General features: G+C 24.1%; 20 protein-coding genes. 10 read left to right on the top strand and 10 right to left on the bottom strand.

The genetic code is table 4. From position 1 onward, the window contains the following. Positions 1–232 precede the first annotated feature (232 nt). The 3 genes from AACL03_RS08885 (at position 233) to AACL03_RS08875 (ending at position 2241) form a co-directional block, all read left to right on the top strand. On the top strand, positions 233–1354 hold the full coding sequence (locus tag AACL03_RS08885; RefSeq protein ID WP_338956840.1) for an Mbov_0401 family ICE element transposase-like protein: 1122 nt from the start codon (positions 233–235) through the stop codon (positions 1352–1354). Positions 1355–1595: 241 nt separating this feature from the next. Then, positions 1596–1820 (top strand): hypothetical protein, encoded by a 225-nt coding sequence (locus AACL03_RS08880; protein ID WP_339040085.1) that lies wholly within the window; start codon positions 1596–1598, stop codon positions 1818–1820. Between the two features lie 274 nt (positions 1821–2094). Then, on the top strand, positions 2095–2241 hold the full coding sequence (locus AACL03_RS08875; RefSeq protein WP_338956860.1) for a hypothetical protein: 147 nt from the start codon (positions 2095–2097) through the stop codon (positions 2239–2241). A 285-nt stretch (positions 2242–2526) separates the two neighbouring features. On the opposite strand, the gene typA (AACL03_RS08870) is transcribed toward AACL03_RS08875, so the two are convergent. Continuing rightward, positions 2527–4371, bottom strand: coding sequence for a translational GTPase TypA (gene typA, locus AACL03_RS08870; protein ID WP_339040084.1), 1845 nt, complete (start codon positions 4369–4371; stop codon positions 2527–2529). Positions 4372–4719: 348 nt separating this feature from the next. Here typA (AACL03_RS08870) and AACL03_RS08865 point away from each other — a divergent pair, with 348 nt between their 5' ends. The 3 genes from AACL03_RS08865 (at position 4720) to AACL03_RS08855 (ending at position 6488) form a co-directional block, all read left to right on the top strand. Beyond that, a complete protein-coding gene (locus tag AACL03_RS08865) occupies positions 4720–5040 on the top strand; it encodes a hypothetical protein (RefSeq protein WP_339040083.1) in 321 nt (106 codons plus the stop codon). Positions 5041–5116: 76 nt separating this feature from the next. Then, the gene (locus AACL03_RS08860; protein WP_339038813.1) at positions 5117–6067 is read left to right on the top strand and encodes an IS30 family transposase; all 951 of its coding nucleotides are present in this window, start codon (positions 5117–5119) and stop codon (positions 6065–6067) included. A 274-nt stretch (positions 6068–6341) separates the two neighbouring features. Next, the gene (locus AACL03_RS08855; protein WP_338956860.1) at positions 6342–6488 is read left to right on the top strand and encodes a hypothetical protein; all 147 of its coding nucleotides are present in this window, start codon (positions 6342–6344) and stop codon (positions 6486–6488) included. A gap of 285 nt (positions 6489–6773) precedes the next feature. On the opposite strand, the gene typA (AACL03_RS08850) is transcribed toward AACL03_RS08855, so the two are convergent. Beyond that, the gene (gene typA / locus AACL03_RS08850; protein ID WP_339040084.1) at positions 6774–8618 is read right to left on the bottom strand and encodes a translational GTPase TypA; all 1845 of its coding nucleotides are present in this window, start codon (positions 8616–8618) and stop codon (positions 6774–6776) included. A 348-nt stretch (positions 8619–8966) separates the two neighbouring features. On the opposite strand from typA (AACL03_RS08850), the gene AACL03_RS08845 reads away from it, so the two are divergent. Then, positions 8967–9287: a hypothetical protein gene (locus tag AACL03_RS08845; protein ID WP_339040083.1), complete on the top strand. Its 321-nt coding sequence runs from the start codon at positions 8967–8969 to the stop codon at positions 9285–9287. 76 nt (positions 9288–9363) lie between these two features. Beyond that, positions 9364–10314 carry an IS30 family transposase gene (locus tag AACL03_RS08840; RefSeq protein WP_339038813.1) on the top strand — a complete coding sequence of 317 codons (951 nt, stop codon included), beginning with the start codon at positions 9364–9366 and terminating at the stop codon, positions 10312–10314. A 19-nt stretch (positions 10315–10333) separates the two neighbouring features. Here AACL03_RS08840 and AACL03_RS08835 read toward each other — a convergent pair whose 3' ends face one another. Continuing rightward, entirely contained in the window at positions 10334–10588 is a 255-nt protein-coding gene (locus AACL03_RS08835; RefSeq protein ID WP_339040082.1) for a hypothetical protein, read from the bottom strand. A 307-nt stretch (positions 10589–10895) separates the two neighbouring features. On the opposite strand from AACL03_RS08835, the gene AACL03_RS08830 reads away from it, so the two are divergent. Both AACL03_RS08830 and AACL03_RS08825 read left to right on the top strand, forming a co-directional pair. Beyond that, the gene (locus tag AACL03_RS08830) at positions 10896–11558 is read left to right on the top strand and encodes an FMN-dependent NADH-azoreductase (RefSeq protein WP_338956870.1); all 663 of its coding nucleotides are present in this window, start codon (positions 10896–10898) and stop codon (positions 11556–11558) included. A 97-nt stretch (positions 11559–11655) separates the two neighbouring features. Further along, on the top strand, positions 11656–12486 hold the full coding sequence (locus AACL03_RS08825; RefSeq protein ID WP_339040081.1) for a BspA family leucine-rich repeat surface protein: 831 nt from the start codon (positions 11656–11658) through the stop codon (positions 12484–12486). A gap of 33 nt (positions 12487–12519) precedes the next feature. Here AACL03_RS08825 and AACL03_RS08820 read toward each other — a convergent pair whose 3' ends face one another. The 7 genes from AACL03_RS08820 to AACL03_RS08790 all read right to left on the bottom strand — a co-directional run bounded on the left by AACL03_RS08820 (position 12520) and on the right by AACL03_RS08790 (position 16930). Then, positions 12520–13785, bottom strand: coding sequence for a rod shape-determining protein (locus tag AACL03_RS08820; RefSeq protein ID WP_338956874.1), 1266 nt, complete (start codon positions 13783–13785; stop codon positions 12520–12522). Positions 13786–13926: 141 nt separating this feature from the next. Then, positions 13927–14850, bottom strand: coding sequence for a hypothetical protein (locus tag AACL03_RS08815; RefSeq protein WP_339038682.1), 924 nt, complete (start codon positions 14848–14850; stop codon positions 13927–13929). Positions 14851–14920: 70 nt separating this feature from the next. Next, entirely contained in the window at positions 14921–15082 is a 162-nt protein-coding gene (locus tag AACL03_RS08810; RefSeq protein WP_339038684.1) for a hypothetical protein, read from the bottom strand. Positions 15083–15091: 9 nt separating this feature from the next. Beyond that, positions 15092–16153, bottom strand: coding sequence for a hypothetical protein (locus AACL03_RS08805; RefSeq protein ID WP_339038686.1), 1062 nt, complete (start codon positions 16151–16153; stop codon positions 15092–15094). A gap of 2 nt (positions 16154–16155) precedes the next feature. Beyond that, the gene (locus AACL03_RS08800) at positions 16156–16347 is read right to left on the bottom strand and encodes a hypothetical protein (RefSeq protein ID WP_174479934.1); all 192 of its coding nucleotides are present in this window, start codon (positions 16345–16347) and stop codon (positions 16156–16158) included. 2 nt (positions 16348–16349) lie between these two features. Beyond that, entirely contained in the window at positions 16350–16553 is a 204-nt protein-coding gene (locus tag AACL03_RS08795; protein WP_339038688.1) for a hypothetical protein, read from the bottom strand. 2 nt (positions 16554–16555) lie between these two features. Beyond that, complete coding sequence (locus AACL03_RS08790) at positions 16556–16930, bottom strand: hypothetical protein (RefSeq protein WP_338960394.1); 375 nt, start codon at positions 16928–16930, stop codon at positions 16556–16558.

The raw sequence follows: 16930 nt of genomic DNA, 5'->3' as shown, positions 1-16930 counted from the left end.
TGCTTTTAAACGCAAAATAACGCTTAAATTAAAGGCGTTTATTTTATGATACCTATACTATTAATTATATTGAAATTGTTTGTTATATTTTAAATATGAAAGTGGTTTTTTAAATAATTTTTATTTTATTTAAAATTACACTTATATATTTATATAATAATTAAGTAAATTAATTTTTTAAATATATTTACAATAAATTTAGATTTTTTTAAAATAGTTAGGAGAAGTAAATGTGAATTTTAATTATAAATGAAATTTTAGAGAACAAAGTGCAAAAATTGATAAATTAGTTTTAGAACATATAACAAAAAAATGAGAAAAATGAGATTGAAGAATAAAAAATACAAGAGATAAAAAGAAATATAAAATTGTTGATTATCAATATCGAACAAGAAAAATAATGTATGGATTAGTAACTTATAAAAGAAGAATTTATGAATATTTTGATGAAAAATTACAAAAATGAGTTCGTGTTTGTTTAGTTGATGAATGACTAGAATTACCTAAATATAAAAGAATTGGTGAAGATGTTGAACAAACTATTATTGAATATTTTGCTGATGGAAAAAGATATCATGATATTTGTGCTATTTGTAAAAAAGCAGGTATTAGTGTTAGTACTGTTCATAGAGTTTTTAAAAATTTAGAAGTAATTGAAGCAAATCCAGTAAAAGTAAAATTAGAAAAAAATCAACCTATTTTTGTAGCAATTGATGATGGACATCGAAAGTTTTGAGATTTTAAACGTAAAGGTATAAAACACTCTATGAGATTAATAACAACATATACAGATAATATTAATCATAAAGTACAAAATAAAAGAGTAAAAGCAATTATTAGACCAACAAGAACAGCAATTGGAGTTAAAAAAACTGCTGAATTTGTTAAAGAACATTGTCAAAAATTTTATGAAAATGTTGAACAAGCAAAAATAATTATTTGTGGAGATAGTGCTGGATGAATTAAAGATGTAGCAGATTATCTTGGTGCTGAGTTTGTTTTAGATAAATTCCATTTAATTAGAACATTATATCTTGGTATAATGGCGGGAAATAAAGGAAAATATTGAAGTGAATATAATAATTGTAAAGATTTCATTAATAATGGTCAATATGAACAATTAATTGATTATTTATATAAAGAATTAGATAATCATAAAAAGTTAAAAAAACAATATTTTAAAAATAATAAAAAAGGTATTGTTAATCAAGGTGCAAAATGAAATATTGGTTGTTTTACTGAAACAAATATTTGACATGTTTTAAAAGAAATGATTGTTAATAGAACATATAGTATTTTTATTTATATAAAAATGGTTATTTTTAAATGTAATCAAATAAATTTAAAAACATAATTTTACTTATTTTAAAATAAAAAATTAAAAAAACTTATTAAATTAAAAGTTAATAAGAATTTTTGTTATATATTTATGTTAATTAAATTATTAAAATGTTTTTATAATTTATAAAATTGAGTATTTTAATTGTAATATTTTTAAATTAGTAGTAAGATAAAATTACAATTTCATAAAAATCCAAATTATTTCTTGTCTAAATTTATAATAAGACTACAACGATTTAATTTATTCCGGATTTTTGACAACTGCCAAAATTTATTTTGCCAATCCATATTCACCTTGACAAAGAGGTACTAATGAAAATACTAATGGTTTAATTAGAGAAAAATTTCCTAAAAAATTTATTTTTTCAAAAACTAATAAAAATGAAGTTCATAAATTTATATTGTCTTTAAATCAAAAACCGAGAAAAATACTAAATTATCTTTCACCAATCGAATATTTGGATAGAAAAATAATTTAGTTGCACTTACCTTTACAATTTAGCAATAACAAAAGAAATTGATCAAAAAAATGGTTGAGATATAGAAAAAGATAATAATTTTATTGATGAAATAAATAAAATAAGTTTATCAATCCAACATAAAACTAAAATTAATAATAAATTTATAGCAAAATAAAAATAGTTACCAAAATGGTAACTATTTTTCTAAATTAAAAAAGATGATAAAATCAAGAACATAAACTTAATATAAGTTTATAAATACACTATTTATTTTAAAAAGGAAATATAAAATATGGATATAATTTTAGAGAATAACAATAACGAAAAAACAAAAAATGAATCTATTTTTGTACCTTCTCCCGCTATTTTTGTAGAAATTTCATTTGAAAACATTAAAACTAAAAAACAAAAACATGCAGAAAGACAAAAAAATATTTAGAAAAAAATAAATCAAATCCTGAATTTATTAGAAAAAAAAGAGAAGGAGAAAAAAATATATTGAAAAGAAAAAAAATAAAGAACTTATTGATAAGCAAATTCAATTAATGATTAATGAAGTTAATAACTTTGCTAATTATGAAACAATACAGATAGAAGATATATTGCAAGAAAATCAAAAAATTCTGTCTTTAAATGATATTATTGATATTGAATCAGAATATTGAGTATCTACAGTTAACTGTGTAAATTATAATCCTTTTAATCTTTAAAAAAATCGTAAGTATTACTTACGATTTCTATTTTGTTTACGTTCATTTTCAGTCAAGAATTTTTTACGCATACGAATATTTTGTGGTGTTACTTCAACTAATTCATCGCTAGCAATAAATTCTAAAGATTCTTCTAAACTAAAAATAGTTGGTGGTGTTAATCTAACAGCTTCATCATTACCTGAACTTCTAGTATTTGTTAATTGTTTTGCTTTGCAAGGATTAACATCTAAATCTTTATCACGATTACTTAAACCAATAATCATTCCTTCATAAACTTTAGTTTGTGGTTTAACAAATAAAGTACCACGTTCTTCTAAAGAATTTAAAGCATAAGGTAATGTTGTCCCTGTAATCATACTTACTAGAACGCCATTTCTATTATTATTAATTTCGCCTTTTAATGGTTCATATGTAAGGAAACTACGAACCATAACACCAGTTCCGCGAGTAATATTAACGTATTGACGACCAAATCCAATTAATCCTCTTGTTGGAATATGAAAAATAATTTTATCACGAACATTATCAGAATCCATATTAGTCATAATACCTTTTCTTAGATTTAAATTATTAATAACAGTACTACTATATTCAGTAGGATGATTTAAAATAATTTCTTCGACTGGTTCAGTGGTGTGTCCTTTTTCATCTTTTTTAAATACTACTTCCGGTTTAGAAATACCTAATTCAAAGCCTTCGCGACGCATATTTTCAATTAAAACAGATAAATGTAATTCACCACGACCAAAAACTTTAAAACCATCAGCATTACTTCCAGATAATTGTTCTATTTTTAAACCAACATTAGTTTTTAATTCTCTTGTTAAACGTTCTTTAATTTTATTACTAGTTACTAGTTTACCTTCAGTTCCAGAAAATGGTGAATTATTAACAAGGAAATTCATTGACATTGTTGGAGCCTGTATTGTAATTGGTTCCATTGGCACAACATTATCTTTATCACAAATAGTATTACCAATTGTTATATTTTCAATACCCGCTATGCAAACAATATCACCAGCAACAGCGTTTTTAACAGCTACTCGTTTTAATCCTTGATAAACAAATAAATATTTTACTTTAGCTTTTCTTTTTAAATCATAATCATCATCAACAATTATTTCTTGTCCTTCAGAAATAGTACCTTGAAATAATCTACCAATTCCAATTCTGCCAATAAAACTATCATAATCTAATGAACTAATTTGCATTTGTAAAGGCTCATTATATTTTACTAATTTAGAAATTTTAGCATGTTTAATAATTGTTTCAAATAATGGTTCTAAATTTTCACTTGGTTGATTTAATTCATATTGGGCAATACCTTGTTTAGTAATTCCATAAAGTGTTGGAAAGTCTAACTGTTCATCATTAGCATTTAATTCCATAAAAAGTTCTAATACTTCATCTTTTACTTCTTCAATTCTTTGATCTTTTTTATCAATTTTGTTAATCATTAAAATTGGATTTAAGTTATGTTCTAGTGCTTTTTGCAATACAAAACGAGTTTGTGGCATTGGTCCCTCAACACTATCAACTAGTAAAATAACACAGTCTACTGTTTTCATAATTCTTTCAACTTCAGAGGAAAAGTCAGCATGACCAGGTGTATCAATAATATTAATTTTTGTATTACCATGCATGATTGAACAATTTTTAGAATAAATAGTAATTCCTCGTTGACGTTCTTGATCATTACTATCCATTATTTGTTCAACAATAACTTGGTTTTGATGAAAAATATTTGATTGCTTTAATAAAGCATCAACTAATGTTGACTTTCCAACATCGACGTGTGCTATCACTGCAATATTAATAATTTTTTGTTCAGCAGAAACTTTTTCTTGTTCAGACATTTTTCATTCTCCGTTATTCTTAAATTTTGACATTATATAAATTATACGCAATATTTTTAAATTTAGTAAAATAATTAAAAAAATAATTTATTTAAAATGATTTTTTTGACATATAATAATTATTTAAATCTTATGATTTGTGATTTTTTTTCATTTTCATGAGTTTTATTTCTATATTTACTTTTTTCAATTATTATTTAAAAAATTATTTTGTTGTATTTGTTCGGTTAATAAATATGTTTGTATATCATTAAAATTATTTGTATATATAAAACTACTACTAGGTTTTGATATTTTTATTTCGATAAATAAACTGTCTTTAGTGTGTGTTTCTAATGTATTAGTATAATGTTTTTATTAATTAAAGATGTGTTAATTTTTGTTGTTAATTCTCATATTTGATTTTTATTTGGTAATGATAAATCTAATGGTTCTTGTTGCAGTCTTTGTTTTTTACTTGATAGTGATAAATCTAATGGTTTTTCATTTTTTAATTGTTCTGAAAATTGATGAGATATTGTAAATAAATATTGTAATTCTTCATCTGTTATGTTTTCTTGATTTATTAATTCACCTACAAATAAATTTAATTCACTTAATATTTCAAATAATTGTTGAGGTTCTTTTTTATATTTATTAATGCTGAATTATACTTGTAAGTGCAAGTAAATAAAATTGCAAAAAATTCTCATATAAAAATTTCATAATGCTAAATTTAGTTTAGAAAAAAGTAAGGAGTTTTTATATGAGTTATAAACATCTTGGCATAGATGAAAGAATTTATATTGAGAATCAATTGAAATTTAAATTTAAAATTATTGAAATAGCTAAAAATCTTAATCGAAGTATTAGTACTATTATTCGAGAAATTAATAGAAATAAAGATAATAATCATTATTTTTCATTAATTGCACAAAATAAAGCTGAAAATCGAAAACAATCACATATTAGTTTTCATAAGTTTAAAAATAAGAATTTAGTAAAATATGTACAACAAAAATTACTATTAGGTTGATCACCTGAACAAATTTATGGCAGAATTAAAAATTTTCATAAAGAATGAGTTATTAGTTTTAAAACAATTTATACTTGAATTTATTTTGGAATGCTTGATAAAGTTACTAGTAAAAATTTAAGAAGAAAAGGTAAAAAACGAAAATCTAAAGAAAATCGTGGCAAGTTTAATGGTAAATCAATTAAAGAACGAGATATAAATGTTAATGATCGTATAACACTTGGTCATTGAGAAGGAGATACTATAGTATCATCACGAGGTAAAAGCAAATCATGTTTAATAACTTTAGTTGAAAGAGTATCACGATTTACTTTAGCAATATTAGTTAAAAACAGAACTACTAAAGTTATTAATAAAAATGTCAGTTATTATTTATCAATTCTTCCTAAAAACATTGTTAAAACTATTACTTTTGATCGTGGCAAAGAATTTTCAAATTGACAACAACTTGAAAAAAATTTAGATGTAAAAATTTATTTTGCCAATCCATATTCACCTTGACAAAGAGGTACTAATGAAAATACTAATGGTTTAATTAGAGAAAAATTTCCTAAAAAATTTATTTTTTCAAAAACTAATAAAAATGAAGTTCATAAATTTATATTGTCTTTAAATCAAAAACCGAGAAAAATACTAAATTATCTTTCACCAATCGAATATTTGGATAGAAAAATAATTTAGTTGCACTTACCTTTACAATTTAGCAATAACAAAAGAAATTGATCAAAAAAATGGTTGAGATATAGAAAAAGATAATAATTTTATTGATGAAATAAATAAAATAAGTTTATCAATCCAACATAAAACTAAAATTAATAATAAATTTATAGCAAAATAAAAATAGTTACCAAAATGGTAACTATTTTTCTAAATTAAAAAAGATGATAAAATCAAGAACATAAACTTAATATAAGTTTATAAATACACTATTTATTTTAAAAAGGAAATATAAAATATGGATATAATTTTAGAGAATAACAATAACGAAAAAACAAAAAATGAATCTATTTTTGTACCTTCTCCCGCTATTTTTGTAGAAATTTCATTTGAAAACATTAAAACTAAAAAACAAAAACATGCAGAAAGACAAAAAAATATTTAGAAAAAAATAAATCAAATCCTGAATTTATTAGAAAAAAAAGAGAAGGAGAAAAAAATATATTGAAAAGAAAAAAAATAAAGAACTTATTGATAAGCAAATTCAATTAATGATTAATGAAGTTAATAACTTTGCTAATTATGAAACAATACAGATAGAAGATATATTGCAAGAAAATCAAAAAATTCTGTCTTTAAATGATATTATTGATATTGAATCAGAATATTGAGTATCTACAGTTAACTGTGTAAATTATAATCCTTTTAATCTTTAAAAAAATCGTAAGTATTACTTACGATTTCTATTTTGTTTACGTTCATTTTCAGTCAAGAATTTTTTACGCATACGAATATTTTGTGGTGTTACTTCAACTAATTCATCGCTAGCAATAAATTCTAAAGATTCTTCTAAACTAAAAATAGTTGGTGGTGTTAATCTAACAGCTTCATCATTACCTGAACTTCTAGTATTTGTTAATTGTTTTGCTTTGCAAGGATTAACATCTAAATCTTTATCACGATTACTTAAACCAATAATCATTCCTTCATAAACTTTAGTTTGTGGTTTAACAAATAAAGTACCACGTTCTTCTAAAGAATTTAAAGCATAAGGTAATGTTGTCCCTGTAATCATACTTACTAGAACGCCATTTCTATTATTATTAATTTCGCCTTTTAATGGTTCATATGTAAGGAAACTACGAACCATAACACCAGTTCCGCGAGTAATATTAACGTATTGACGACCAAATCCAATTAATCCTCTTGTTGGAATATGAAAAATAATTTTATCACGAACATTATCAGAATCCATATTAGTCATAATACCTTTTCTTAGATTTAAATTATTAATAACAGTACTACTATATTCAGTAGGATGATTTAAAATAATTTCTTCGACTGGTTCAGTGGTGTGTCCTTTTTCATCTTTTTTAAATACTACTTCCGGTTTAGAAATACCTAATTCAAAGCCTTCGCGACGCATATTTTCAATTAAAACAGATAAATGTAATTCACCACGACCAAAAACTTTAAAACCATCAGCATTACTTCCAGATAATTGTTCTATTTTTAAACCAACATTAGTTTTTAATTCTCTTGTTAAACGTTCTTTAATTTTATTACTAGTTACTAGTTTACCTTCAGTTCCAGAAAATGGTGAATTATTAACAAGGAAATTCATTGACATTGTTGGAGCCTGTATTGTAATTGGTTCCATTGGCACAACATTATCTTTATCACAAATAGTATTACCAATTGTTATATTTTCAATACCCGCTATGCAAACAATATCACCAGCAACAGCGTTTTTAACAGCTACTCGTTTTAATCCTTGATAAACAAATAAATATTTTACTTTAGCTTTTCTTTTTAAATCATAATCATCATCAACAATTATTTCTTGTCCTTCAGAAATAGTACCTTGAAATAATCTACCAATTCCAATTCTGCCAATAAAACTATCATAATCTAATGAACTAATTTGCATTTGTAAAGGCTCATTATATTTTACTAATTTAGAAATTTTAGCATGTTTAATAATTGTTTCAAATAATGGTTCTAAATTTTCACTTGGTTGATTTAATTCATATTGGGCAATACCTTGTTTAGTAATTCCATAAAGTGTTGGAAAGTCTAACTGTTCATCATTAGCATTTAATTCCATAAAAAGTTCTAATACTTCATCTTTTACTTCTTCAATTCTTTGATCTTTTTTATCAATTTTGTTAATCATTAAAATTGGATTTAAGTTATGTTCTAGTGCTTTTTGCAATACAAAACGAGTTTGTGGCATTGGTCCCTCAACACTATCAACTAGTAAAATAACACAGTCTACTGTTTTCATAATTCTTTCAACTTCAGAGGAAAAGTCAGCATGACCAGGTGTATCAATAATATTAATTTTTGTATTACCATGCATGATTGAACAATTTTTAGAATAAATAGTAATTCCTCGTTGACGTTCTTGATCATTACTATCCATTATTTGTTCAACAATAACTTGGTTTTGATGAAAAATATTTGATTGCTTTAATAAAGCATCAACTAATGTTGACTTTCCAACATCGACGTGTGCTATCACTGCAATATTAATAATTTTTTGTTCAGCAGAAACTTTTTCTTGTTCAGACATTTTTCATTCTCCGTTATTCTTAAATTTTGACATTATATAAATTATACGCAATATTTTTAAATTTAGTAAAATAATTAAAAAAATAATTTATTTAAAATGATTTTTTTGACATATAATAATTATTTAAATCTTATGATTTGTGATTTTTTTTCATTTTCATGAGTTTTATTTCTATATTTACTTTTTTCAATTATTATTTAAAAAATTATTTTGTTGTATTTGTTCGGTTAATAAATATGTTTGTATATCATTAAAATTATTTGTATATATAAAACTACTACTAGGTTTTGATATTTTTATTTCGATAAATAAACTGTCTTTAGTGTGTGTTTCTAATGTATTAGTATAATGTTTTTATTAATTAAAGATGTGTTAATTTTTGTTGTTAATTCTCATATTTGATTTTTATTTGGTAATGATAAATCTAATGGTTCTTGTTGCAGTCTTTGTTTTTTACTTGATAGTGATAAATCTAATGGTTTTTCATTTTTTAATTGTTCTGAAAATTGATGAGATATTGTAAATAAATATTGTAATTCTTCATCTGTTATGTTTTCTTGATTTATTAATTCACCTACAAATAAATTTAATTCACTTAATATTTCAAATAATTGTTGAGGTTCTTTTTTATATTTATTAATGCTGAATTATACTTGTAAGTGCAAGTAAATAAAATTGCAAAAAATTCTCATATAAAAATTTCATAATGCTAAATTTAGTTTAGAAAAAAGTAAGGAGTTTTTATATGAGTTATAAACATCTTGGCATAGATGAAAGAATTTATATTGAGAATCAATTGAAATTTAAATTTAAAATTATTGAAATAGCTAAAAATCTTAATCGAAGTATTAGTACTATTATTCGAGAAATTAATAGAAATAAAGATAATAATCATTATTTTTCATTAATTGCACAAAATAAAGCTGAAAATCGAAAACAATCACATATTAGTTTTCATAAGTTTAAAAATAAGAATTTAGTAAAATATGTACAACAAAAATTACTATTAGGTTGATCACCTGAACAAATTTATGGCAGAATTAAAAATTTTCATAAAGAATGAGTTATTAGTTTTAAAACAATTTATACTTGAATTTATTTTGGAATGCTTGATAAAGTTACTAGTAAAAATTTAAGAAGAAAAGGTAAAAAACGAAAATCTAAAGAAAATCGTGGCAAGTTTAATGGTAAATCAATTAAAGAACGAGATATAAATGTTAATGATCGTATAACACTTGGTCATTGAGAAGGAGATACTATAGTATCATCACGAGGTAAAAGCAAATCATGTTTAATAACTTTAGTTGAAAGAGTATCACGATTTACTTTAGCAATATTAGTTAAAAACAGAACTACTAAAGTTATTAATAAAAATGTCAGTTATTATTTATCAATTCTTCCTAAAAACATTGTTAAAACTATTACTTTTGATCGTGGCAAAGAATTTTCAAATTGACAACAACTTGAAAAAAATTTAGATGTAAAAATTTATTTTGCCAATCCATATTCACCTTGACAAAGAGGTACTAATGAAAATACTAATGGTTTAATTAGAGAAAAATTTCCTAAAAAATTTATTTTTTCAAAAACTAATAAAAATGAAGTTCATAAATTTATATTGTCTTTAAATCAAAAACCGAGAAAAATACTAAATTATCTTTCACCAATCGAATATTTGGATAGAAAAATAATTTAGTTGCACTTACCTTTACAATTTAGCTAATAAAAAAACTAAATTTTTTTATTTGTGCTAAATATTTGTTTAAAATTTTATTTAATTTCTTTTTTATCTTTTTGTTTTTATTAAATTTTCTTTGAATTTTATTTCTGTATTTTCTAATATTTTCTAATTCTAAAAAATATTTTTGTTGTTTATATAAATCATTATTGATACTTGCAATTGCATTAGTTATTTCAGAAATTTTAAATTTGTAATTAATTAAAGTACTAATTTTTAAATTTCTATTCATCAATTCAAGTAATTTTTGCCTCTTTCTATATTTTTGATAGTCTAATCTCAAATTTCTTAATAATTATAATTTGTGTACAAATACTAAAATTTCTATAATAACTACTTATATCTATTTTTTAGAATTAATATCTATTTAATTTAAAATTTTTCTATAAACTTTTTTAAAAGTTTTACACACTTTAATGATAACACTTTATAGAAATTGATAAAATTATAATAAATATTTCATTTTTTTAAAAAATAATAAATAAAAACTGATAAAATCAAATTATAAAGTTATTTTAGATATTTCGGAGGCAAAAATAATGGCAAATAAAATATTAGTAATTCGTTCTTCTATGATTAAAAAAGAACTATCTTATTCTGAAAGTTTAGTATCTCGTTTTGTTAAATATTATCGTGAATTTCATCCAGAAGATTCAATAATTGAATTAGATTTAAATCAAATACCAATGGCAAGTATTACTATTACGCAAAAAAACTTTACTTCATATTTTAATGAAAAAGATTCTGATTATTATATTAATCAACTAAAAAATGTTAATAAAGTTATATATACAACACCAATGACAAATTTTAATGTTACTAGCATGACAAAAAATTATTTAGATCACATCTTAGTTGCTGGTAAAACTTTTGATTATAAATATACCAAACAAGGTGAAGCTAGAGGATTATTACCACATTTAAAAGTTCAAATTTTGGCGACACAAGGAGCACCATATGGCTGATATTTATGAGGTAATCATGCAACTTATTTAAAAGGGACATGAGAATTTGTAGGTGCTAAAGTAGTAGAACCAATTCTTATTTGTGGTACTAAGGTTCAAGAACTTCATCAAAATGATGCTAATTTACTTATTGGTTCTAAAATATTAGCAAAAGGTGGAGGTTTGTCAGCATTAGGGCCAGAAAAAACGATGGATAAATTTGAACAGTATATTAAAGAAGCAGCAAAAAAGTTTTAACTTTAAAAAATATAATTTTTGTGAATTTGTCTTCAAAAAGTAATAAAGTAAAATTGACTTCTTAAATAAAGTCAAAATAAAATAGAAGGATGGAAAAATGAAAAAAATATTAACAGCATTAAGTGTTTTAACATTTGCATCAACTATAGGAAGTTTAACTGTAACTGTCTTAAACACAAGTTCACAAAAAAATGATGTTTTAAATAATAAAACTCAACAAGACACTATTTACATTGATGAAAATGGCAAAAAAGTAATAACTAATAAGCATAATCTATCAGATATAAAAACTACCAAAATTACTCAAATTGGATTTTATAAAAATGATCAGGGAGAAATTCAAGTTGTTAATATGCCAAGAACAATTAAAGAAGTTCCAGAACAATTACCACCAGAAATAACTTCTTTGAGTTATATGTTTACTCATACAACATCATTTAATCAAGATTTATCAAAATGAGATGTATCTAATGTAACAAATATGAACAATATGTTTAGTAATGCATGAGTATTTAATCAAGATTTATCAAAGTGAAATACATCAAACGTAATAGATATGAGTTGAATGTTTTGCAGTACTTTAAAGTTTAACGGTAATATTTCAACTTGGGATACTTCAAAAGTAAAAAATATGAGTTGAATGTTTTCCGCTGCAAATGCATTTAATCAAAATATATCAACTTGAGATACTTCAAAAGTAAAAAATATGGGTTGAATGTTTTCATGCGCTTTTTTATTTAATGGAGATATTTCATCTTGAGATACTTCAAATGTTACGAATATGAATTTAATGTTTGCTCATGCTTTAAAATTTAATCAAAATTTATCAAAGTGAAATGTATCAAATGTTATGAAATACGAAAGTTTTTCTTTTGATTCAGGACTTCATAACTCAAAAAAATTACCAAAGTTTAAAAAAAATTTTTAATAATTTAAATTAATTTAAGATTTTTATAGTTTTTTATCCTAAATCTTCGTCCTTTATTAGAATTTCACGATTAGGATTTTGTTCAATTATTAATTGTTTGTAAATTGTATCACGATATTTTACACAACCATCAATAACATTATCTAAAGGATTTAGAGCAGTCCGCACTTCAAAAAGATCTCCTTCATATTTTTGACGCATTGGTTTTGTACCTTTTTCAGTTTTAACTTCAATATAATATTCTTTAGCTAATTCTTCTTGAATAAATTTATCAACTTTTTTAATATAAGCTCCACCACCACAAATTGTGATTCCCTTACCTTTTTTCTTTAAATCACTAATACTTCCAGCAGCCTTGTCACCAGCAGTTCTTAGTACTCTGCGAATGGCTGGAATAATATGTTCTTTGAATTGAACTTGCATAACATTTTCACGAATTTCTTCTGGTGTAATTTCAATAGTTTTAGAAATTGACATTGTTTCTCCTGGTTGAGAATTTAATCTAGGTAATGAAAAACCCGAAATTGTGTATGGTTTTTCATCTTGATATTTCATAAGTGAGCCAATATTTTTAATAACATCTTCAGCTTCTTTTATTCCAACTTTTAAGGCATGTTTTTTTATAATATATTCTTGAACTTTTTGTATTAAATAGTCACCAGCACAATGTGTTGTATATGAATATAATATTGAATTATTACTAATAATAGCAACATCAGTACTGCCACCACCAATATCAATACACATAATTGCACTTCCAAAAATATCTTGCCCTGAACCTAAGGCTGCCATTTTTACTTCTTCTTGTACAAATCCACGGAGTGCTCCTAAACGATATACAATATTTTCTAAAGCTTCTTTTTGTACTGAATTAATTTCACTTGGTGTTGCCATCAACACAATCAAATTACGATTTTTATCTAATTTTTCATGTTTTTTTATAGAATTGTTATTAATTTCTTTTAAATTTTTAATTTCAAGTCTGAAATCTTGAAAAATTTTAGTAAGAATACGTTGTAAAGCATCTGGATCAGCAATATTACCATCACGAACTGGACGTTTAATAATAACGTTTTCATTTGTTTTGTCAGTTAAAGCCTTAGCCTCTTCACCGTAAAGAATTCTATTTTTTTCATAGTCTTCAGCTAAATAGGTTGGAGCATCATATCTAAGACCTATATTAATATGTCTAGCTTTAAAGTTTTCTGTTCCGATATCTAAAGCTAATCATTGATAATCAGTTATTGATTTAAGTTTGTTATTTTTCTGATTTAAATTTTCTTTTCTTGTTTTAAACATTTCTCTAATTTTCCCTTTCTTTAAATACTTAACCAAGTATATAGGGGCTTTGCCCCTCGTTGCTTCGCAACTCACCCCAGTGGCGTAAACGCCACAGCCAACCAACCAAGGTTCTGGTTGGCTTCGACCAATAATATAGGTTTACTCTATTTTAACATCTTTCTTATTTTTCTTAGAATATTTATTTCTATAATAACAAGTACGGCATACAGTATTTTGAGTTTCTTTCTTTTCAGTTTGTAATATATTATCCAACTTATCTAATCCTACTGCTCTAATATCATCAACAGTAAAATCTAATGCTTGTGATTGTTCATAGTCTTTAACAGTACTTAATTCACTCTTTAAAGAATGAATATAATTTAAAGCACGACTATTATATCTTTGTAAATAAGACCTAGGAAATCATAAACTAAAAGTCATAGTTTCACCACTATAACTAGGTGGTAATCCACCACGTTTAATTATTCGCTTTGTTTGTCTTTTAGATAATACAACTTTATTATAATCATCAACATTAGTATAAATATTTAGTTTAAACTTAACTAAAAATAACAAAATACGCATTCTTTTAACTTGCACAATATATTCCACTTTTTCACGTGCTTGTTTTGGTATTCTATCGGGGTGTTGTTCAATCATATACATAATTCCATTAAAATTATGACCTATTAATTTACAAAACATTCCTAAACTTTCTTGTGTTTCTTTAAATTCGGGCGACAAATCATTACTATTAATTTTCAAACCTAACTCATCTAAAACAACCATATCACACTCTTTAAAAGCATAATTACTATTTAATTGATTAAATTTAAAAACATCATCATAAGAACAGCGATAACTATATTCATTACGAACTTTAATAGGAATAGGACTTACTACCCTACCCTTATGTTTTTGTGCTAAACAACAAGCAAGAGCAGATTTACCAGTACGTGGTGGTGCTGAAATAATATAACTACCTACACGTTGTAATATCTTTATATTTTTTCTAGTTATTAAAAATGGATAAAGTATTATTAATAATATAACTCCTAAAAGTAAATAACCATATCAAGGCATTATTTAACCACCTTACTTTTATTTTTAAACTTATTTTTAATTCAAAAACAAAAATCTACAAAATATGAACTTAAAATAAAAGGAAAAATAAAATTTTTGAACCAAAACTAGCATTTTCAAAAAATAACTTTAATTTATCTACATCAAAATCAAAAAATAACGCAGTAAACGATGATATTAAAAAACAAAAAATAACTCCACTACAAATTTCAAATAAATCTTTCTTTTTCATAATAAACTCCTAACCAACTAAAAATCCAACTGCTTTTAAAAATACTCATAAAGTTAAAACTTGTTCTAAACCACTAGTAAAATCAACATTTAAAACAGAACTAATAGTATCATCAAAAATACGCCTCAATAATCCATCAAGTTTAGTAAAAAATTCTCTTAATGGTTCAACTGGTAAAACTTTACCAACAACACCATAAAGTACTCATCTAAAAGCATTACGCAAATGACCAAAAACATCATATCAACTAACACGCTCATACTCAGGGTTAAAAGGACTATTTGGCGGAACTGGTGTTACTTTCTCACTTGAAAAAATATTAATTTGACCAAATGAAACCTCTGGTGGAATAGTTAAATTTGTAGTTCCATGAATATCAAAAAATACAGTTAAATGTCTTAAATTTGGAACACGAACCGGCATAGTAACAAAATTATACAAATCTTGCATATAAACATCATTACCAATCTTTCCTTTAAAAACATATTTTGTATCACCAACATAATCTAAAAAACTAAAAGAAAAATCACCAGTAAATGTAGAAAAAGCCTCATAATTAAAATAAAACATAAAACCTTGAATATAAAAACTTAAAGGTTTATCAATTTCAAAATTTAATTCAAAACGTAAATTTAAAGGTTTAACTCAATGATTTACATTATGAATAAGAAGTCGATTTTTTTTACCATATTGAATAAAATTATGATTGAACATAATACGGGAAATATCATCTAACTGATATCTCCTAAAAGAATAAACACCAGTTCCAGTATTAAGTGTTGTCTTTTTAACACCTACAACATCACTTTGATATTCAAAATCCAAATCATTATCTACACCACCTATAATTTCACCACTAACTAATTTTAAATCCGGTTGGTCAATGTCAAAATAAGCAGAATTTCATGGAATAGTTGCTCAATCATTAAAATCATTATACTTAACGTGTTTAATCATTTCTTTTTTAATATCATAATTAACAACATTAGGGTCATTTGAAACAATTAAAGAAGTTGGTGCTTGAACAGAAGTATTTACAACAAAAAACAATTTAGCAAATTTAAATCACATAATTATTTACCAAACAAACATTTTAAAATTCACCATGAACCATAAAACAAAACAAATCCAATAAAAAACTGTGTTCCATAAACTACTAAATTTCATAAAATAGTAGTAAAATCATCAACTGGATTACCTATAAACATAGTTCAATAATCAACTATACATTGATGTATTTTATTGTAAATTTCTAAAACACTCATACTTAACACCTACCCAAACAATGACCTAAAAACAAATTTAATAACACGATAAATAAAATTAAAAATACACCTAATACCAATCAAAAAGTCAAATTAAACAAAATATAAACTTCATCAGTAATATTAGTTTGATTTAAAAATATACCAATATCATTACTAGAAAATATAAAAATAAAATGCAATATACTAATAACAAAATTAGACATAATTAATCACCAATACCAAAGTCACGAGTTGAACTACCAGTAAACTTATTACCGCCAGCACCACCTTTAAACTTACCTTGTTGTTTATTTCTTGTTTTTACTTTTTCAACGCGTCTTTGATAACTCTTAGCAATTTGTTGACCAGTACCAACACCCAAAGAAACAGAACTTTTACCAATGAACTTAACAGCATATCCTAAACCTAATGTTGGTAACATTAATTCGGGTAAAATAACCCTAAATGCAAATCTAAGCAAAATCAAAAATATCATTAACGTACCTAAATTAAAACCTAAATCACCAAGTGGAAAACTAAAAAACTTCATAAAAATTGAAGCAAATAATTGCATAACAGTTGTAATAAAAGGTATAAACAT

The sequence above is a fragment of the Spiroplasma endosymbiont of Andrena trimmerana genome, from assembly GCF_964019575.1.
Classification (GTDB): Bacteria; Bacillota_I; Bacilli_A; order Mycoplasmatales; family VBWQ01; genus Spiroplasma_E.
This window is presented reverse-complemented; position numbering and strand designations above follow the sequence as displayed.